This window comes from Streptomyces sp. NPDC025833 (assembly GCF_055558055.1).
Map to the genome: position 1 here is coordinate 90097 of NZ_JBVHNF010000011.1, position 17997 is coordinate 108093.

17 protein-coding genes are annotated in these 17997 nt (G+C 77.2%); 8 read left to right on the forward strand and 9 right to left on the reverse strand.

What is annotated here, in order from left to right:
• On the reverse strand, positions 1–888 hold the full coding sequence (locus ACZ4K2_RS20655) for an oxygenase MpaB family protein (RefSeq protein WP_467475357.1): 888 nt from the start codon (positions 886–888) through the stop codon (positions 1–3).
• A gap of 136 nt (positions 889–1024) precedes the next feature.
• On the opposite strand from ACZ4K2_RS20655, the gene ACZ4K2_RS20660 reads away from it, so the two are divergent.
• Both ACZ4K2_RS20660 and ACZ4K2_RS20665 read left to right on the forward strand, forming a co-directional pair.
• A complete protein-coding gene (locus ACZ4K2_RS20660) occupies positions 1025–1786 on the forward strand; it encodes a LamG domain-containing protein (RefSeq protein ID WP_467475359.1) in 762 nt (253 codons plus the stop codon).
• Positions 1787–2292: 506 nt separating this feature from the next.
• On the forward strand, positions 2293–3543 hold the full coding sequence (locus tag ACZ4K2_RS20665; protein WP_467475361.1) for an NAD(P)/FAD-dependent oxidoreductase: 1251 nt from the start codon (positions 2293–2295) through the stop codon (positions 3541–3543).
• Between the two features lie 145 nt (positions 3544–3688).
• On the opposite strand, the gene ACZ4K2_RS20670 is transcribed toward ACZ4K2_RS20665, so the two are convergent.
• The 5 genes from ACZ4K2_RS20670 to ACZ4K2_RS20690 form a co-directional block, all read right to left on the reverse strand.
• Positions 3689–4165, reverse strand: coding sequence for an MSMEG_6728 family protein (locus ACZ4K2_RS20670; protein WP_467475363.1), 477 nt, complete (start codon positions 4163–4165; stop codon positions 3689–3691).
• A gap of 82 nt (positions 4166–4247) precedes the next feature.
• The gene (locus ACZ4K2_RS20675) at positions 4248–5129 is read right to left on the reverse strand and encodes an SDR family oxidoreductase (protein ID WP_467475365.1); all 882 of its coding nucleotides are present in this window, start codon (positions 5127–5129) and stop codon (positions 4248–4250) included.
• Between the two features lie 51 nt (positions 5130–5180).
• The gene (locus tag ACZ4K2_RS20680; protein WP_467475367.1) at positions 5181–5633 is read right to left on the reverse strand and encodes a hypothetical protein; all 453 of its coding nucleotides are present in this window, start codon (positions 5631–5633) and stop codon (positions 5181–5183) included.
• Between the two features lie 112 nt (positions 5634–5745).
• Positions 5746–7365 carry a phytoene desaturase family protein gene (locus tag ACZ4K2_RS20685; RefSeq protein WP_467475369.1) on the reverse strand — a complete coding sequence of 540 codons (1620 nt, stop codon included), beginning with the start codon at positions 7363–7365 and terminating at the stop codon, positions 5746–5748.
• Entirely contained in the window at positions 7358–7852 is a 495-nt protein-coding gene (locus ACZ4K2_RS20690; RefSeq protein ID WP_467475371.1) for an SRPBCC family protein, read from the reverse strand. Before ACZ4K2_RS20690 ends, ACZ4K2_RS20685 begins: the two co-directional genes overlap by 8 nt.
• 308 nt (positions 7853–8160) lie before the next feature.
• On the opposite strand from ACZ4K2_RS20690, the gene ACZ4K2_RS20695 reads away from it, so the two are divergent.
• Both ACZ4K2_RS20695 and ACZ4K2_RS20700 read left to right on the forward strand, forming a co-directional pair.
• Entirely contained in the window at positions 8161–8763 is a 603-nt protein-coding gene (locus ACZ4K2_RS20695; RefSeq protein WP_467475373.1) for a PRC-barrel domain-containing protein, read from the forward strand.
• Positions 8760–9182 carry a PRC-barrel domain-containing protein gene (locus ACZ4K2_RS20700; protein WP_467475375.1) on the forward strand — a complete coding sequence of 141 codons (423 nt, stop codon included), beginning with the start codon at positions 8760–8762 and terminating at the stop codon, positions 9180–9182. Before ACZ4K2_RS20695 ends, ACZ4K2_RS20700 begins: the two co-directional genes overlap by 4 nt.
• Before the next feature lie 192 nt (positions 9183–9374).
• Here ACZ4K2_RS20700 and ACZ4K2_RS20705 read toward each other — a convergent pair whose 3' ends face one another.
• The 3 genes from ACZ4K2_RS20705 to ACZ4K2_RS20715 are packed head-to-tail and all read right to left on the reverse strand — an operon-like array spanning position 9375 to position 12858.
• Positions 9375–10928 (reverse strand): FAD-dependent oxidoreductase, encoded by a 1554-nt coding sequence (locus ACZ4K2_RS20705; RefSeq protein ID WP_467475377.1) that lies wholly within the window; start codon positions 10926–10928, stop codon positions 9375–9377.
• Positions 10925–11644, reverse strand: a complete 720-nt coding sequence (locus tag ACZ4K2_RS20710) for a class I SAM-dependent methyltransferase (protein ID WP_467475379.1) — start codon at positions 11642–11644, stop codon at positions 10925–10927. Before ACZ4K2_RS20710 ends, ACZ4K2_RS20705 begins: the two co-directional genes overlap by 4 nt.
• Positions 11641–12858: a lycopene cyclase family protein gene (locus ACZ4K2_RS20715; protein ID WP_467475381.1), complete on the reverse strand. Its 1218-nt coding sequence runs from the start codon at positions 12856–12858 to the stop codon at positions 11641–11643. The genes ACZ4K2_RS20710 and ACZ4K2_RS20715 overlap by 4 nt, the downstream gene beginning before the upstream one ends.
• Positions 12859–13106: 248 nt before the next feature.
• Between ACZ4K2_RS20715 and ACZ4K2_RS20720 the strand changes: the two genes are divergently transcribed.
• The 4 genes from ACZ4K2_RS20720 to ACZ4K2_RS20735 are packed head-to-tail and all read left to right on the forward strand — an operon-like array spanning position 13107 to position 17987.
• Positions 13107–14426, forward strand: a complete 1320-nt coding sequence (locus ACZ4K2_RS20720) for a polyprenyl synthetase family protein (RefSeq protein WP_467475383.1) — start codon at positions 13107–13109, stop codon at positions 14424–14426.
• The gene (gene crtI, locus ACZ4K2_RS20725) at positions 14423–15958 is read left to right on the forward strand and encodes a phytoene desaturase family protein (RefSeq protein ID WP_467475385.1); all 1536 of its coding nucleotides are present in this window, start codon (positions 14423–14425) and stop codon (positions 15956–15958) included. The genes ACZ4K2_RS20720 and crtI overlap by 4 nt, the downstream gene beginning before the upstream one ends.
• Positions 15955–16977 (forward strand): phytoene/squalene synthase family protein, encoded by a 1023-nt coding sequence (locus ACZ4K2_RS20730; RefSeq protein ID WP_467475387.1) that lies wholly within the window; start codon positions 15955–15957, stop codon positions 16975–16977. The genes crtI and ACZ4K2_RS20730 overlap by 4 nt, the downstream gene beginning before the upstream one ends.
• Positions 16974–17987, forward strand: a complete 1014-nt coding sequence (locus tag ACZ4K2_RS20735; RefSeq protein WP_467475389.1) for a DUF5914 domain-containing protein — start codon at positions 16974–16976, stop codon at positions 17985–17987. Before ACZ4K2_RS20730 ends, ACZ4K2_RS20735 begins: the two co-directional genes overlap by 4 nt.
• Positions 17988–17997: the final 10 nt, after the last annotated feature.

The window sequence follows — 17997 nt, forward strand, 5'->3', positions numbered from 1 at the left end:
TCAATCCGCCCGGTCCGCGTGATCCGCCCGGTCCGCGCACGGTGGCGGGGGCGGCGGCAGGGCCCAGCGGATGGTCCTGGTCAGCGCGTGTCCCACGGGGGGTACGGCGATGTCCTCGACGACGGGGAGCCGGGGCAGCCCGAGCATGTCCCGCGCCCACGGCGGGAGCAGTACCACGGCACCGGCGGCGAGACCGGCGTAGAACGGCCGCGCCACGAGGGGCAGTGGCGGCCGCAGCAGGAGGAAGCGCGCGGCGGCCCGGCTGTCCCGGGTGGCCCGCAGCTCCGGCCGGTAGGCGGCGAGCCGCGCGGACAGGGCGCGGCGGTCCCGCGGTGGGTCGGGCACGCCCAGCGCCTCGGCGATCCGGGCGGTGTCGGCGACGTAGGCGTCGTAACCGGCGGCGTCCTCGGGGCGGGCCCCGTAGCACTCGTGGGCGCGCAGGAAGCACTCCGTCTCGGCCGCGTGCACCCAGCCGAGCAGGTGCGGGTCCGCGGCGTGGTAGGCGAGCCCCTCGGCGGTGGTGCCGCGGATCCGGTCGTGGACGCCGCGGACGTGGTCGACCGCGCGCCGGGCGTCCCCGGCGGTCCCGTAGGTGGTGACCGCCAGGAAGGTGCTGGTGCGCTGGAGCCGGCCCCACGGGTCGCCCCGGTAGCCGGAGTGGGCCGCGACGGCCGCCATGGCGAGCGGGTGCAGGGACTGCAGCAGCAGGGCGCTGATCCCGCCGATGAACATCGAGGCGTCGCCGTGGACCGTCCGGATCGGGCGGTCGGGGGCGAACCAGCGCGGGCCCGGTGTCCGGTGGATGCGCGCGCGGGTGGCGGGCCCGTCGGGGCCCGCCACCCGGCGGAACAGTGCCGTGCCCAGGTGTCCGCGGACGTCGGTGCGCATCGCCGTCTCCCGTTCTCCCCCCGTCCAGTGTCCGGCACGGGCCCGTGGAGCGGCACCGTTCACCCGTACGGAGCAATCTCGCCGCCCCGGACGGGCCCCCGCGCATGACCGGGCCGCCGCCGGTGAGACATCCGGCATGAACGAACGCGTCCCGCTGCCCGCCCCCCGCGACCCGCCGCCGTCCGACCTGGTGTTCACCGCCGACTTCGGCTCCGAGGCGCAGTGGGTCGCCGGCCGCTCGTGGGCCTATCCCGGGGGCGGCCCGGTCAACCCGGGCGACGACAAACTGGACCATCTGGTCCGCGACGCCGACTACAGCCGGTCGGGCACCTTCCGGGCCACCCGCCGCGCGGACGGCAGGTGGGACACCGGGCTGCTGACCACGGAGGGCAGCGAGGAGGGCTTCACCGTCCGCGCCGGGGACGTGCTGGAGACCCGGGTGCGGCTGCCCCGGGAGATCGGCGCGTGGCCGGCCGTCTGGACCTGGCGCGACGGCGGCCAGGAGATCGACGTCTTCGAGTACCACCCGGACAACGAGGACCTCCTGGAGTTCACCAACCACGTGCACGGCGCCAACCGGTACCTGCGCTCCGACGACGTCCGGCCGGGCGCCTGGGTGGACCTGCGCACCGAGTTCGGGCCCCGCTCTGTGGTGTGGTGGCTCAACGGCACGCGGGTCTTCGCGGACGGGCGGGGCGTGGGCCGCTCCTGGCACGCCTACCTGATCGTGAACCTCTCCGTCTCCGCCGGGCGCTACCACCCGCGGCCGTCCCGCGGCACGACCGAGATGAGCTTCGAGGTGAGCAGCCTGGTCGTCCGCCGGCCGTGCGCGGGCGGCGCGGCGTCCCCGGACGACGACGGGGAACCGCACCGGTCGAGTGGTGCGTCGATCGCCTGATGCGGTGGCGCGGTCTCGCGGCCCGCCGCGAGACGCGTCGTGGCGGTGGACGTGGTCGTACAGGTTCCGCACGCGCACGATCGGGACGATGCCGCGCGCCTCGGCGACTTGCTCCCCGGTGCATCGCTGACGCCGAGGTGGCGGATCGGTCCCTCTTGCCGGAAGCCGGCGAGCGTCTCGAACTCGGCGATCGAGCCGGGCCGCGGCGCCCTCGGCCCCTCCCTCCACCACCTGGCACGCGGGCTCGGGCATCGGGCCCAGACCCGCATGAACGGGTCCTCGCCCATCGCGGGGCCACGGCGCACGAGCTTCCTGGCGCGCAGCGTTCTCCGTCCCTGCCACCGGCCTGACCGGGGCGCGGACCGGGACCGACGCCCCCGCACTGCCCCGATCAGCTGCTTTCCGGCCGTCATCCGGCCCCCTGCCGCATCCGGTGGCGGCCCGGAGCGGGAAGGGTGGGACAGGCGCGGTCCGAGGTGGGGCGCGCGGGCGTGAGGAGGAGCGGCGTGAACAGCAGGCGGGGCACGCGGGAGTGCGACGTCGTCGTCGTGGGCGCCGGACTGGCCGGGCTGGCCTGCGCCCGGGACCTGGTGGCGCGAGGGGTGCGGGTCAGGGTCCTGGAGGCCGGGGACCGGCCCGGCGGACGGATGCGGACCGACCGGGTGGAGGGCTGCGTGGTGGACCGGGGCTTCCAGGTCTTCAACACCGCCTATCCGCAGGTGCGCCGGCGCCTGCCGCTGCGGGAGCTGCGGCTGCGCCCCTTCACGCCGGGCTTCCTGGTGCACACCGGGGAGCGCAGGCAGCGGTTCGCCGATCCGACGCGGGCGCCCCGGCAGGCGCTCGGCGGACTGGCCGGCGGGGTGGCCGGGCCGCGGGACCTCGCGGCGCTGGCCGCGGTCACCGGCTGGGACATGTTCGCCCCGGCCGCGCTGGTCCGGCGGGCCCGGGACACCTCCACCCGGCGCGCCCTGGCCGCGGCCGGGTTCAGCGACGACTTCGTCGAGCGCTTCTTCCGCCCCTTCCTGTCCGGGTTGTTCCTGGAGGACGACCTGACGACCTCCGGCCGGTTCTTCCACCTGGTCTGGCGGAGCATGGCGCGCGGCACGCTCTGCCTGCCCGCCGCGGGCGTGGCGGCCGTGCCCGAGCTGCTGGCGGCCGCGCTGCCCTCCGGCACGCTCGCGGCGGACTCGCCCGTGACGGCCCTCACGGACGGGGGCGTCCTCGTCGACGGGACGCGGGAGGTGACGGCGCGGGCGGTGGTCGTGGCGTCGGGGCCGACCGCGGCGGCCGGGCTGCTGCCGGGCCTGACCGTGCCGCCGTACCGCACCGTCACCACCTACTACCACCTCGCCGGCCGCTCCCCGCTGCGGGAGCCGACCCTGCTGACGGACGTGCGGCGGCGCTTCGCGAACAGCTGTGTGCTGACCGAGGTGCACCCCGGTCACGCACCGCGCGGGTACGCGCTGGTGGCGACCTCCGTGCTGGGCGGGGACGGCCCGGGACGGGAGCGGGCGGTGCGGGACGCCCTCGCCGAGTGCTACGGCACCGACACCGCGGGCTGGGAGGCGCTGACCGTGCGCACGATCACCGAGGCGCTGCCCGCGATGGAGCCGCCGCTGCCGCTGAGCCGGCGCACCCGCTGGGCACCGGGACGGTACGTGTGCGGCGACCACCGGGCGACGGGCTCGGTGCAGGGGGCCCTGGCGTCGGGGGCACGCGCCGCCCGGGAGGTGGCGGCGGACCTGGCGGCGGGCTGACGGCGGACGGACGCGGGCCGGCAGCGCGGGCCGGGGAGCGCGGACCGCCCGCACGGCGGGCCCGGGGCCGGACTCGGGCGCCCCTTCCCCGGGACGCCGCGAGCCGCTGGCGGGCGGTCGCCCGGGGTGGGCCGCCGGGGCCCGGTCAGGTGGTGGCGGCCTCCCGGTCGGAGGTGGGCCACACGTAGGGCAGGTCGTCGGGGACCCCGGGGAAGGCGTCCTCGTACGCCTCCCGGTCCTTGCGGACCAGCGCGGACTGGTGGCTGCGGTGGAAGGCCTCGTCCCCGAGCCACGGCGGCAGCTCCCCCGCGGCGGCGAGGGCGGCCTGGTCGCGCACGTGGGCGTCCGGGCGGCCGGCGGCGTACCCGGCGACCAGCGAGGCTGCGCAGCTGTCCTGGTGTCCCTGGTCGCGCCAGACGTGGCAGACCTCCAGTCCGTAGCGGACCAGGGCCTCCTCGTACCCGCTCCACATGCGCACGGCCGGGTGCCTGCGCCAGCCGTAGCCGGGGACGGTCAGGCCGCGCAGCACCTGGAGCGCCTCGACCCGCTGCTTGCCCAGGCGGCGGCGGTCGAGGAGCAGGGCGGAGCGCCGGAAGTCGGGGTCGGGCAGGAACGTCTGCATGGGCGCCGTCCTGGGGGTGCGGGGTGGTCGCTTCCTGGTCGGTTCGCGGGGGCGCGCGGTTCCGCGCTCCCCCGCGGCGGGTTCACCCGGGGTGCCGGGTGGCGGCGTGGTCGGCGGCGCCCCCGGCACCGAGCAGGCCGGTCGGTGTCAGGGGATCCCCGGCCTCCAGCCGGGGCAGGTTCCGGCGGGCGACGCGCAGCACCACCGGCGGCAGCGCGGCGCGCACCGGCTGGACCAGCCGCAGCCAGGGGGGTGCGTATACGGCCGTGCGCCGGCGTTCGAGCCCGCGCACGATCCGGGCGGCGACCTCCTCGGCGCCGTGCACCCGGCGGGCGGGTCCGGGCATGTGGCCGCGCAGGGCGCGCAGCACGGTGTACCGGTCGGCGTCGCGCACCATCTCGGTGTCGGTCCAGTTCAGGTAGGCGATCCCGACGGCGACGCCGTGGCCGGCCTCCTCGGCGGCCAGCGCGTGCGTGAAGGCCTCCACGCCCGCCTTCGAGGCGCAGTAGGCGCTCATCATCGGGGCGGCGCCGAAGGAGGCGAGCGAGGCGACCTGGAGGTAGTAGCCGGCCGTGGCCCGCAGATCCGGCAGGAAGACCCGCGCGGTCTGGGCGCTGCCGGTGAGGTTGACGTCGACGATCCGGCGCCACTCGGCCGGGTCCGTGTCGGTGAACGGCCCGCCCGCCGCGACACCGGCGTTGGCGATCACCACGGAAGGGCGCCCGAGACGCCGGCGCACCTCCCGCGCGGCCCGCCGCAGCGCCCCGAGGTCGGTCACGTCGGTCTCGACGGCGAGTGCCGGTGCCGGCAGCCGGGCGGCCAGTTCGTCGAGCCGGTCCCGCTCGTGTCCGAGCAGGGCGGTGCGCGCTCCCCGCCGGGCGACTTCGGACGCGAGCGCGGCCCCCACGCCGCGCGCGGCGCCCGTCACCACGACAGTCCGGTTCTCCAGTGGACTGCTTCGCACGGGTTCGGCCTTTCTCTCGGGGGCCGCGGCGCGGTCCGGCCGGGGCGGGGGTCAGCCCTCGGCGGCCGGGGGCAGCGACCCGTGGTCGGGGTGGCCGGGGGTGCGGCGGGCCTCCTTCATCTCCGCCTCGAACAGGTGGTCGCGGCCCTGGGCGAGTTCGTCGACCGCGCCGCGTTCGAGTTCCTGGAACGGCCGGTAGTAGGTGGCGTTGTAGGCCTCGACGATCTGGAACGTCCAGTGGCCCGGGATGACGTTGCGGCCGAGGATCTCGGCCTCCACCTTCTCGGCCCATCCGGGGTGCCCGGCCTCCCGCAGCAGCCGTACCGCGCGGTCGAGTTCCAGGTCCGCGCCGCCGGTGAGCTGGTGGAAGCTGTAGAGGTGGCCGCGGGCACGCTCGGTGGTCTCCAGCGCCTTCGACAGGGCCCCGAGGGCCTCGACGGTGCGGTCGTCGACGCCCTCGGGACGGCGGTGCCGGCGGTCCGGCCCCTCCTGCTGGTCGTTCATGGTCACTCCCTGGTCGCTGTGGCCGGACGCCGTCCGCCCGTCCGTTCCTGTCCCGCCGTCCGTCTGTTCCGGTCCGGACGGCCGCCCGGATGCGCCGTCCCCGGGTTCCCGCTCAGCGCCGTCGCCCGGTGCGGTCCCGGCGGGCGAGGAGGCGCTGGGCGCCGGCGAGTCCGGAGCGCCGGTGGGCGCGCAGCGCGGCGCGTGCCGCGTTGGCGCCGGGGGCACCGTGCACCCCGCCGCCGGGGTGGGCCCCCGCGGAGGCGAGGAAGAGGCCCGTGACGGGGGTCTCCGGGCGCCCGGTGCCGGGGATCGGGCGGAAGAAGAGCTGCTGGTGCAGGGCGGCCGTGCCGCCGTTGATGGCGCCGTCCGCGAGGTTCGCGTCGAGCGCCTGGAGCGTGGGCGGCGCGAGCACGCGCCGGGCGCGGACCAGGGAGCGGAAGCCCGGGGCGAACCGCTCCACCTGGCGTTCCACCCGGTCCGCCATGCGTTCCTGGTCCGTGTGGTCCCAGGCGCCGGTGATCCCCTCGTGCCCGGCGTCGGCCCGGATGCGGCGCGGTACGTGCGTGTACGCCCACGCCGACTCGGTGCCCTCGGGGGAACGCGAGCGGTCGGCCAGGGTCATCTGCCCGAAGAGGAGGAAGGGCCGGTCGGGCACCCGGCGCATGGCGATCTGCGCCGCGAAGCGCGTCAGCTCGTCCATGCCGTCGGCCAGGTGGACGGTTCCGGCGCGGCGGGCCTCCTCGGCCCGCCACGGCACGGGGCCGTCGAGCGCCCAGTCCACCTTGAAGGTGGCGAAGTCCCATTCGAAGCGCCGCAGGTCGTCCAGCGTCTGCGCGGGCAGGTGCTCGGGGCCGACGAGTTCCCGGTAGAGGGCGGGCACGCCCACGTCGGCGAGGACGGCCCTGCGCGCGGCCACCGTCTCACCGCCGCTGGTGCGCACGGCCACCGCGCGGCCGTCCCGGACGACGACGGTCCGCACCCGTTCCCCGCAGCGGACCTCTCCCCCGCGCCGGCGCAGCCGCCGGACCAGGGCCTCGGTCAGGGCGCCGGAGCCGCCGACCGGCACGGGGAAGCCGTACGTCTGGCCCAGCATCGCCATCAGCCAGCCGAAGCCGCCGCTGCCGGCGGCCTCCGGGGCGAGGTCGGCGTGCAGGGCGTTGCCGGCCAGCAGCAGCCGGCCGCCCTCGCCGCGGAACTCCTCGTCCCCGAGCCTGCGGACCGGCAGGACGAGCGACCGGGCGGTCCGCAGGCCGCCCGCCGCCCGCAGGGTCCACAGCAGCCGCGCCGACGACTTGACCGGCGGGAACGGGGTGAAGAGGGCGTCCAGCAGGTCCGGGCGGAGCGTCTGCCACAGGGCGAACAGCCGCCGCCAGGCCGCCCCGTCGCCGGGTGCGAAGGCGTCGGCCGAGGCGGCCGTCGTGTCGATGCGCCGGTCCAGCACGGCACACCGGCCGTCGCCGAGCGGGTGCGCGAGCACGTGCGGGGCGTGGCTCCAGCGCAGCCCGTGGTCCTCCAGTCGGAGCGCGCGCAGCACCGGGGACGCCGCGGCCAGCGGGTAGAAGGAGCTGAAGAGGTCGTTGACGTAGTCGGGGTGGACTCCGCGGTCGTGCCGGACGGCGCCGCCCGGCTCCGGCTGCTCCTCCAGCACCTGGACGCTCCAGCCGGCGTCGGCCAGTAGGTTGGCGGCCACCAGCCCGTTGGGGCCCGCACCGATCACCACGGCATCAGGCACGTCCGGTCCCCTCCACGAGGGTCGTCCCGCGCGCGGCCGCCTCCCGGTGCCGTTCCTCGGTCTCCTCGCAGCACCGGGCGAGGCGGGCCAGCATGGAGCGGTGGCGTATCTGGATCAGCGCCTCGACGCCGACGTTGTGCAGGGCCGCCCCGGCCCCTCGCAGCGGGTGCTCGTCCACGATGACCAGGCAGTGGTCGCCCCACTCGCGCAGTTCGATCGAGAAGCGCGCCGTGCCGAGGAAACCCGCGATGATCTCCAGTTCCAGCCGGGAGTTCTCCCGGCAGTGCCGTACGACCGTCTCGTTGCCGAGCCGCCAGGGGCCCAACCGGATCTTGTACGCGAGGGACGCGCCCTTCTGCGGCCACCGCCCGTGCTTCGGCCGGGACTCCCCGGTGCCCACCACCCATTCGGCGTAGCGGTGCCCGTCGGCGAGCACCTCCCACACCGTGGCCGGGTCGGCCTTGATCACACGATGACGAACGGCCATGCACGCCTCCGAGCACGAAACGACTGTCCACAGGCGTCACCGAGTGCCCAGCGCGGTCGCGGCCCAACCGTCCCGGCCCCGACGAGGCGTGTCCCGGCGGCCCCGGGGGCAACCGGAGGACGAGGACGCGGGGAGCGGACGACACGGCCAAGGAGGCGGTCGGTGATGGTGTGGTGGGGCTGGGTGGTCTTAGGGGTCGCGCTGGTCGGACTGGGCGTCGCGGGGGCGCTGTCGGTCCAGGCCAGACGCCGTGCCGGGACGGTGATCGCGGTGCGCGGGGAACGCCGGTCAGGCCGGGGAGGTCCGCGGTGATCACACTGATGCTCGCCTCGGAGCTGGCCGGGCGGGAGGTCGTGACGCTCGGCGGTGACGCGGTGGCCCGGATCAAGGACACCGTCTTCGACGCGGGGGCGGGCCGGATCACCGGCTTCACCCTCAGCGGGCGGGGCGTGCTGTCGGGGCCGCTGAAGAGGAGCCTGCCGTTCGCGGCCGTGCACGCCCTGGGGCCGGCCGCCGTGATGATCCCGGGCGAGGCGGTCCTGAAGGACCGGGACGCCGTGCTGGGCGGCGGCGCGGGCGGACGCGGACGCGTCATCGGCGCCCCGGTGATCACCGACGAGGGAACCGCGGTCGGCACGGTGCGGGACGTGGTCCTGGAGCCCGGTCCCGGCGGGGAGGTCGTCGGCTTCCGGATCGCCGCCTCCGGTGACCACTTCGGCGGTGGGGGCGGCAAGGTGTTCATCCCGCGCGGTCAGACGCTGGCCGTCTCGGGCGAGGCCCTGGTGGTGCCCGCGCGGGCCCGCCACTTCGTCGCCGCGGAACTGCCCAGCTTCGGCGCCCAGGTGGAGGCCTTCCGGGCCGCCGCCGCGCCGCTGGGGGACGCCCCGGCTGCGGGGGGAGGCGTCGCATGATGCTCTTCACCCAGGTCAGGGGGCTGCCCGTGCTCAGCGCCGAGGACGCGGCGACCCTGGGCACGGTGGACGACCTGACCATCGACGTCCGCACCCGCGGCGTCGCCTGGCTGCGCCTGTCGGGAGCCCCGGGCAGGGCGGCGGCCGTCGGCTGGGGCGCGGTGGCGGCCGTGGGGCGCGACGCGGTGATCGTGCGCGGCCGGGACGCCGTGGGCGACGTGCCCGAGCACCGGCCGGCCCTCGGCTGCCGGGTGCTGACCGAACTCGGCGTGGAGCACGGGACGGTGCGGGACGTCGCCTTCGACCCCGTGTCCGGCAAGGTACTCACGATCCACACCGCGCTCGGGGACATCACGGGCGACCGTCTCATCGGTCTGGGCTCGTACGCCGTGGTCGTCCGGGCCGAGCGGCGCGGCTGACCCCGCCGTCGCGGCACCGGGCGGCCCGCGACGGCGGAAGATCACCCGGACGGACGAGTACGCGGGTCCCCCGCCGGGGACCCGCCGGGGCCTGCCGGAGCACGGCGGGCGCCCGCCGTGCTCCGGGCGGCGGGTGCCCGGGCCGGTCCCCGAGCAGGTCCCGGCCCCCCGGCTCGTCCCCGGGGCGGGCGCTCAGCGCGACGCCCACCCGGCCAGCCCCCGCAGCAGTGCGTTGCGGCCGCGGTGCGGCACCGTCCACAGGGTCACCCCCCGCACCCCCCAGCGCTCCAGCAGGGCGTTGGCAGCCAGGAAGCCGGTCGTCGCGGCCCGCTCCATCAGCGCCACGGGCAGTCCGGTGCGCACCAGGTCGCCGGCGACCACGAGGGACGGGTCCGGGGTGCGCACGGCCGGCCGGTCGCGGTAGCCGCCCACGGGGAACAGGGGGCAGTCCTCGCGCCACTCGTGGCGGGCGTCGACGACCGCGGCGGCGCGCGTCTCCGGGTAGACGGCGTGCAACTGCTCGACCAGGCGCTTCTCCTCGACGTCCCGGGGGGCGTCGGCCGGCACGGCGTAGGCGTGCAGCTCGACCACGGAGCCCCCGGTGCGCGCCGACCAGCGCGCGGCCTCGTCCTCCCAGCGCTCCAGCACGCTGATGTTGTCCAGCGTGGCGAACCCGCCGGTGCCCAGGAACCCCGGCCGGTCCGGCGCCACCGGCCGGTCCAGCCACAGCCGGCTGACCAGGAACGGCGGTGCGGTGCGCAACCGGGCGACCCGCTCCCGCCAAGGGGCGTCGCCGAGCCGGTCCGAGGCGGCGACGAGACGGCGCAGACCGGCGGCGTCCAGGGCCAGGACGACACTGTCGTAGTGGCGCTCGTCCCGGTCGGTGGCGACGCGGTGGCCGTCGCCGGCCGGGGTGACGTGTTCGACGGCCGTGGCGGTGCGCACCTCGGCGCCGTGCCGCGCCAGATAGCCGGCGAGCGGGTCCCACAGGGCGGTGGGGAAGGGCGCGTCGGGCACGTCGAACAGCAGGCCCTCGGCGGAGCCCAGGAAGTAGATGTGGAACATGAGGGCCATCTCGGCGGCGGAGAGCTGCCGGGGGTCGGCGAAGAAGCTCCGCGAGAACACCTCGAAGGCGAGGTGCCGGGCCTTCTCGGGGAAGCGGACGGCGTCCAGGAAGTCCTGGGCGCTGGTGCGGTCGAGCCGGTCGTAGACGTCGGGCACGCGCACGTCGAGCAGCGGCAGAGCGGCGGCCGGGCGCATGGCGCGCAGGTCCCGCACGGTGAACGACGGGCTGAGGGCGGCGAAGCCGAGGGCGCTCCACGGCGGGGTGCGCGGCACGTGGCGGAAGCCGTCGCGCAGCCCGTCCGCGTGCTGGAGCGGATAGTCGGGCAGGGCGGTCAGCCGCCGCAGACCGGGGTCGGTCCGGCGGAGCAGTCCGCGCAGGTTGTAGTACTGGCGGAAGAAGGCGTGGAAGCCGCGGCTCATGGTGACCGGGGTGCCGTCCCGCAGGGTGGTGGGCCAGCCTCCGACGCGCCCGCCGAGGTAGGGCCGGCTCTCGTACAGCGTCACGGCCACCCCGCGTTCGGCGAGCGCGGTGGCGGCGGCGAGACCGGCGATCCCGCCGCCGACGACGGCGGTGGTGGGGCGGTCGCCGTCGACGCGCCGCCGCCCGGGCGGGGCGGGCAGCCGCCGGGCCCGCCGGTCCCGTCCGTGCCGGGTCCCGTCCGGCCGTCCGGCCCCGGTCACCGGGCGTCCTGCGCGCGGCGGGCGACGAAGGTGTGCGTGATGCCGGTGTGCCAGCCCGGCATCGGCAGGGTGCGCACGTCCGCGAAGCCGGCTGCCCGGAGGCGGTCGGCGAACCGGCCGGCGGTGTCGAACTCCACGACGCTGCGCCGCAGGTGGCGGTAGAGCCCGGCGTCCCCGAGGACGGCCGCCGCCGGCTGTACGAGACCGCGGCACACCGCGTTCCACACCAGCCGGTCGGTGCGCCGGCCGCTGAGGGTGTACTCGTGCACCGCGAGCCGGCCGCCGTCCGCGAGCAGGTCGTGCACGCCGGCCAGCACGGCGTCCGGATCGGCCACGTTGCGCAGCAGGTAGGCGGCGAAGACCGCGTCGAACGGCCCGCTCACCCCGGCGTCGGCCAGGCGTTCCGCCGGGGCCCGCACGAACGTCACCCCGTCCGCCCAGGGCTTGGCGGCGGCCCGCCGCAGCATGCCCGCGGAGGCGTCCACGGCCGTGATCCGGGCGGCCGGCAGCAGGGAGCGGAGCGCGGCCGTCGAGGCGCCGGTGCCGCAGCCGAGGTCCAGCACGCGCAGCCCGGCCCCGTGTCCGGGCAGGCCGAGCCGGCGCACGGAGCGCCGGAGCTGGGCGTGGTATCCGGGGTTGGCGGCCACGAACGTGTCGTAGCCGCGGGCGGCGTGGTCGAACGCGGCGGTGAGGTCGTCGTCGCGCAGCAGGGTCATGGGCTCTTCTCCAGGGGCGGGCGGGGCCAGTCGAAGGGGCGGCGGGGCAGGCCCGGCAGTTCGAGCGCCGAGCGGAGCATCGGCCCGATCGGGGTGCGCAGGCCGACGGACAGGTCCTCGTGCAGCCGGGTGCCTCCGTCGAGGAAGGCGAGGAGCCGGGGCAGGGGGACCCGTTCGAACAGCCGGCAGAACAGCTCGGGACCGTCCACCCGGCCGCTGGCGAGGGCGCGCAGCAGTACGGCGTCCATGGCGCGGGAGCGGGCGGAGTGGGCGGGGGGCGGCAGCGGCCGGTCGCCGCGGCGCAGGGCGGCGGCGACGGCCCGGGTCTGGCGCTGCAGGCCGGCGAAGGTGTAGCCGGTGGCGGGGCGGGTGGCGCCGCCGGCGGCGCCGATCCGGAACACCGACGCCCCGGCCTGCCGCGGTATCGGGGCGTCCGTCATCGGGATGACGCCGGTCTCGGTGGCGAGGACGTCCAGCTCGCCGAGGCCGAGAATGTCGTCGGCGTAGTGCCGCACGGCCGCCCGGTAGCCGCTGTCGGTGAGCGGGCGGGGCGAGAACTCGGTGTACTCGACGAGCGCCTCGCACGGCCCGGTGGGCAGGACGTACCCGAAGGACAGCCCGTCGGCGGGCTGGGGCGTGCGGAAGTCCATGAGGTCGACGGTGCCGGGGTCGAAGGCCGGCCGCGCGGTGCGGACGAACCAGCCGTGGAAGTGCTGCAGGAGCGTGGTGCGGGCCGCGGGCAGGCTGCCGAGCGGCCGGGAGTCGAGGACCCAGCGGGCGCCGAGCACGCCCGCGGCGCCGCCGGGGGTGCGCAGCCGCAGGCGGGCACCGCCCTCGACGTCCTCCACGGTCTCGACGGCGGCCTCCACGCACCGCACGTGCGGGCTGCGCGCCAGGTCCCGCCGGACCAGTTCCTCGAAGTCGTCGGAGCGGATCATCTTGTACCGCAGCGGCCCGGTGCCGCCCTCGATCGGGCCGCCCCGGGGCGGCCGCACCCGCAGGCGCTGCCAGGACGCCGTCAGCGCGGCGTCGAAGCGTCCGCGTCCCGGCTCCCAGAAGCACCAGGTGCGGGGCGGCGGGCGCAGCGGGCCCGGCGGCGCGTCCACGAGCACGACGGACGGCGTCCGCGCTCCCCGCGCGGGCCCGGCCAGACGGTGGGCCAGGGAGAGCCCGGCGGCTCCCCCGCCCACGACGGCCACCTCCGCCTCGAACACGACGGCTCCTTCCGTGCGGTGCGTCCGGGCGCACAACGGCTGTGCGCGGTGCGCACCGCGCACCGTGCGCGTATTCCCGCCCGTGTGCCCGAACGGATGCGGGTCACTCGGATGCGGTCCGCGTCCGCCATGTCGGGCGCGGGACGTGGAAGACAGTTCACAGACTCGGTCCGCGCCGCATCCGTGCCCCGCGCTCCGGCCGAAGCAGTGGTGACGAACAACTGTGTGCTCACGACGAGAGGAACCGGATGCGCCCCACGCAGGCGAGAGAACACCAGGCGGCCGTACCGCCACCCGGCCCGCGCCCGGTGCCGCCGTCGGGTTCCCCCGTCCGTGTGCGCCCGGACGGGGGAACCGGCGAGGAACCCGGCGGGGTCCCGGCGGCCCTGCGGGACGCCGGCGCGGTGGACGCGGACGTGCCCGGCGCCGTCGGCCGGGTCCTCGACCTCGTCCTGGCCGACCGCGTGGCGCGCGCCCACGCCATGGACGCCCGGTTCGCCGAGGAACTGGCCGGGCGGGTCGCGCGGTTCACCCGGGCCGGCGGCAAACGAACCCGCCCGCGGCTGCTGTGGTGGGCGCTGCGCGCCTGCGGCGGCGGTGCGGAGGAGGCCCAGGTGACGGCCGCCCTGCGCGTCGGCGCCGCGCTGGAGCTGCTCCAGACGTGCGCGCTCGTGCACGACGACGTGATGGACGGCTCGGAGGTGCGCCGCGGCCGGCCCGCCCTGCACACCGAGCTGCGCGCCCACTACGCCGGCGCGGCCTCCCCGGACCGGGTCGGCCGCTTCGCGGAGGGGGCCGGTCTCCTGGCCGGCGACCTGGCGCTCGCCTGGTCGGACGACCTGGTCGCCGAGACGCCCCTCGGCGACCCGGCCGGGACCGTGGTGCGCCGGCTCTGGAGCGACCTGCGCACGGAGATGGTGGCCGGTCAGTACCTGGACGTGCAGGGGCAGCTCACCGGGGCGTACTCCGTGCCCCGGGCGCTGCGCGCGGCCTGCCTGAAGAGCGGCCGGTACTCGGTCGAGCGGCCGCTGGCGCTGGGCGCCGCCCTGGCGGGTGCCGACGACACCACGGCGCGTGCGCTGTCGTCGGCCGGGCTCGCCGTCGGCACGGCCTTCCAGCTCCGGGACGACCTCGACGACGTCTTCGCGTCCCCGCGGCGGACCGGCAAGCCCGGCGGCGGTGACATCCGCGAGGGCAAGCCGACCTGCCTGGTCGCGCTCGCGCACGTCCGCGCCGAGGCCCGGGGCGACCGGCTCGCCCTGGCGGTGCTGCGGCGTTCACTGGGCGACGCCCGGCTCTCCGAGGCCGGCCTGGACCGGGTCAGGGAGGTGCTGGTCCGCACGGGCGCCCGGGCGGCGGTCGAGAACCGGATCGAACGGCTGGTGGAACGGGGGCTGCGCCACCTCGACGATGTCCTGCCCCCGAACCCGGCCGCGGACCGGCTGCGCGCGCTGCTCGCCTCCGCCGCCGACGGCGCGGCACCCGATCCCGGCGGCCCCCGCTCCGGCCCGGACCCGGCCGGGTCCGCACCGCTGGCGTCCACGGGTGTGCGGGAGGGCGGCCGATGAGGCGCGCACTGCCCGGCCGCACCGACCACGTCGTGGTCGTGGGAGCCGGCCTCGCCGGACTGTCGGCCGCCCTCCACCTGCTGGGCGCCGGACGGCGTGTCACCGTCGTCGAGCGGGACGCGCTGCCCGGCGGCCGGGCCGGGCGGCTCGACGCGGGGGGCTACCGGATCGACACCGGACCGACCGTGCTGACCATGCCCGACCTGGCCGACGAGGCGTTCGCCGCGGTCGGCGACAGCCTGCGCCGGCGGGTCGAGCTGATCCCACTGCTGCCCGCCTACCGGGCGCGGTTCGCGGACGGCAGCACGCTCGACGTGCACACCGGCGCCGAGGAGATGGCGGCCGAGGTGGAGCGCTTCGCCGGGCCCGGCGAGGCCGCCGGGTACCTGCGGCTGCGCGACTGGCTGACGGAGCTGCACCGCGCCCAGATGCGCCGCTTCATCGACGCCAACTTCGACTCCCCGCTGAACCTGCTCCACCCCGACCTGGCCCGGCTGGCCGCGCTCGGCGGCTTCGGGCGGCTGGACGCGCGGATCAGCCGCTTCCTCCGGGACGACCGGCTGCGCCGGGTCTTCACCTTCCAGTCGCTGTACGCGGGCGTGCCGCCCGCCCGGGCCCTGGCCGCGTACGCCGTCATCGCCTACATGGACACCGTCGCCGGCGTGTACTTCCCCCGCGGCGGCATGCACGCCCTGCCGCGGGCCATGGCGGACGCCGCCGCCGACGCGGGCGCCGACCTGCGGTACGGGCAGGAGGTGGTCCGGCTGGAACGCTCGGGCGACCGCGTCACCGCCGTCGTCACGGACCAGGACCGCATCCCCTGCGACGCGGTCGTCCTCACCCCGGACCTGCCCGTCGCCTACCGGCTCCTCGGCCGCGGCCCCCGGCGTCCGCTGCGCCTGCGGCACGCGCCGTCCGCCGTGGTGCTGCACCTGGGCACGGACCGCACCTGGCCGGAGCTGGCGCACCACACCCTCAGCTTCGGTGCGGCCTGGCACCGCACGTTCGCCGAACTGACCCGTACCGGGCGGCTGATGAGCGACCCCTCGCTGCTCATCACCCGGCCCACCGCGACCGATCCCGCTCTGGCGCCGCCGGGCCGCCACCTGCACTACATCCTGGCGCCGTGCCCCAACACCGAGATCGGTCCCGACGCCACCGCCTGGCACGACCTCGGCCCCCGCTACCGGCGGACGCTGCTGCGGGAGCTGGAGCGGCGCGGCCTCGACGGCATCGAGGCGGCCATCGAGGAGGAGTGCCTGGTCACGCCGGCCGACTGGCAGGCCCAGGGGCACGCCGCGGGGACGCCGTTCTCGGCCGCCCACACCTTCGCCCAGACCGGCCCGTTCCGGCCGCGCAACCTGGTGCGGGGCACCGAGAACGCCGTCCTCGCGGGCTGCGGCACCACACCGGGCGTGGGCGTGCCGACCGTGCTGCTGTCCGGAAAACTCGCCGCCGCCCGGGTCACCGGCCCGCCGGGGCCCGCCCGCTCGCCCGCCGCCCCCGCCCCCGTGAAGGAGAGCACCGCATGACCGACCGTGAACTGGACGCGGCCGGGATCGGCGCACCGGAGCTGCGGGCGGCGTACCGGCACTGCCGGGCCCTCAACGCGCGGCACGGCAGGACGTACTTCCTCGCCACCCGGCTGCTGCCGGTCGAGCACCGGCCCGCCGTGCACGCCCTGTACGGCTTCGCCCGCTGGGCCGACGACATCGTCGACTCCCCCGCCCCCGATACGGACACCCGGCGGCGGGCCGCGGTGCTGGCCCAGCTCCAGCACCGCCTGGAGCAGGGGCTGCGGGACGGGCACAGCCGGGAGCCGGTGGTCCTGGCGCTCGCCGACACCGCGCGCCGCTACGGCATCGACCACGCGCTGTTCCGTGACTTCATGGCCGCCATGAGCGCGGACCTGACGGTGACCGACTACGCCACCTACGCCGACCTGCGGGGCTACATGCACGGCTCGGCCGCGGTGATCGGCCTGCAGATGCTGCCCGTGCTGGGCACGGTCGTGCCGCGGGCGGAGGCCGCGCCGTACGCGGCGGCGCTGGGCGTCGCCTTCCAGTTGAGCAACTTCCTGCGGGACGTGGGCGAGGACCTGGACCGAGGGCGGGTCTACCTGCCCGCCGACCTGCTGGCAGGCCACGGGGTGGACCGGGAGCTGCTGCGGTGGAGCCGGGACACCGGCCGGCCCGAGCCGCGCATCACCGCCGCGCTGCGCGAGTTCGAGGCACTGACCCGGGGCGTCTACCGGACGGCGGCGCCGGGCCTCGGCATGCTGGACCCGGTGTCGCGCCCCTGCATCCGCACCGCGTTCGTCCTGTACGGCGGCATCCTGGACGCGGTCGCCCGGGACGGCTACGCGGTGCTGCACCGCCGCGCGGTGGTCCCGCGGCGGCGGCGGGCGGCGGTGGCCGCCGACGGTGTGGTGCGGGTGGCCGCCGCGCGGCTGCGCGCCGGGCGCTCCCGCCCCCGGCCCGCGGTGCCGGTCGCGCCGCCTGGTCCGGCGTACCTGCCCGGCCACGTGTCCGAGGCGAAGGAGGCCGTGTGAACCCCGTCCCGCCCGAGCGGCGCGCCCGGCTGCCGCTGTCGCTGCGGCGGCGTCCGGTGCCCTGGGAGCGCCAGCGTCCCACCTGGCGCGACGCCAAGCCGGGGGTGATCGCCGGGGCGCTGAAGCGGGCCCAGGCCCGCCCGTCCGGCAACTGGTTCGTGGTCGGCGCGTCGTCCGCCCTGCGCGAGGACCGCCCGCTCGCCCGGACCGTGGCGGGGCGGGAGGTCGTCGTGTGGCGCGGTCCCGACGGCCGGCCGGTGGGCGGTCCCGGTGTCTGCCCGCACCTCGGGGCGCCGCTCCGGGACAGTCCGGTCCGCCGCGGCAGCCTGGTGTGCCACTGGCACGGCCTCGCCCTGGACGGCGCGCCGTGCGCGGGCTGGGACCCGGTGCGGGTGCACGACGACGGCGTCCTGCTGTGGGTGCGGCTGGACGAGGCGGGCGGTGAGGAGCCGCTGGACGCGCCGGTCGTCCCGCGGCGGCCGGAGCGGGCGGGGGCGGTGACGGCGGTGCACGTCGGCACGGGCGTGTGCGAGGTCGAGGACATCGTGGCCAACCGCCTCGACCCGTGGCACGGCGCGTGGTTCCACCCGTACTCGTTCGTCGACCTCACGGTGGTCGGGGCGCCCGACGGCACCGGGGGCGACGGCGACGCGTTCACCGTGGACGTCTCGTTCAAGGTGGCGGGGCGGCTGGTCGTACCGGTCCGCGCCGTGTTCACCGCCCCGGAACCGCGCACGGTCGTCATGCACATCACCGAGGGGGAGGGAGCGGGTTCCGTCGTGGAGACCCACGCCACGCCGCTGGGCGCGGACGACCTCGGCCGGCCGCGGACCGCGGTGATCGAGGCCGTGATGGCCGCCTCCGGACGGCGCGGCTTCGCCGTCGCCCGCCGGGCGGCCCCCCTGCTGCGGCCGCTGATGCGGAGCGCCGCGGGCCGCCTGTGGCGCGACGACCTCGCGTACGCGGAGCGGCGCTGGCGCCTGCGTTCCACGGGGCGGTTCCCTGGCTGACGGGCCGCGG

What these genes read in the sequence shown, in the direction of transcription:
- ACZ4K2_RS20655 (WP_467475357.1), bottom strand. Translation starts at nt 888, where the DNA reads ATGCGCACCGACGTCCGCGGACACCTGGGCACGGCACTGTTCCGCCGG.
- ACZ4K2_RS20660 (WP_467475359.1), top strand. Translation starts at nt 1,025, where the DNA reads ATGAACGAACGCGTCCCGCTGCCCGCCCCCCGCGACCCGCCGCCGTCC.
- ACZ4K2_RS20670 (WP_467475363.1), bottom strand. Translation starts at nt 4,165, where the DNA reads ATGCAGACGTTCCTGCCCGACCCCGACTTCCGGCGCTCCGCCCTGCTC.
- ACZ4K2_RS20680 (WP_467475367.1), bottom strand. Translation starts at nt 5,633, where the DNA reads ATGAACGACCAGCAGGAGGGGCCGGACCGCCGGCACCGCCGTCCCGAG.
- ACZ4K2_RS20690 (WP_467475371.1), bottom strand. Translation starts at nt 7,852, where the DNA reads ATGGCCGTTCGTCATCGTGTGATCAAGGCCGACCCGGCCACGGTGTGG.
- ACZ4K2_RS20700 (WP_467475375.1), top strand. Translation starts at nt 8,760, where the DNA reads ATGATGCTCTTCACCCAGGTCAGGGGGCTGCCCGTGCTCAGCGCCGAG.
- ACZ4K2_RS20710 (WP_467475379.1), bottom strand. Translation starts at nt 11,644, where the DNA reads ATGACCCTGCTGCGCGACGACGACCTCACCGCCGCGTTCGACCACGCC.
- ACZ4K2_RS20720 (WP_467475383.1), top strand. Translation starts at nt 13,107, where the DNA reads ATGCGCCCCACGCAGGCGAGAGAACACCAGGCGGCCGTACCGCCACCC.
- crtI (WP_467475385.1), top strand. Translation starts at nt 14,423, where the DNA reads ATGAGGCGCGCACTGCCCGGCCGCACCGACCACGTCGTGGTCGTGGGA.
- ACZ4K2_RS20730 (WP_467475387.1), top strand. Translation starts at nt 15,955, where the DNA reads ATGACCGACCGTGAACTGGACGCGGCCGGGATCGGCGCACCGGAGCTG.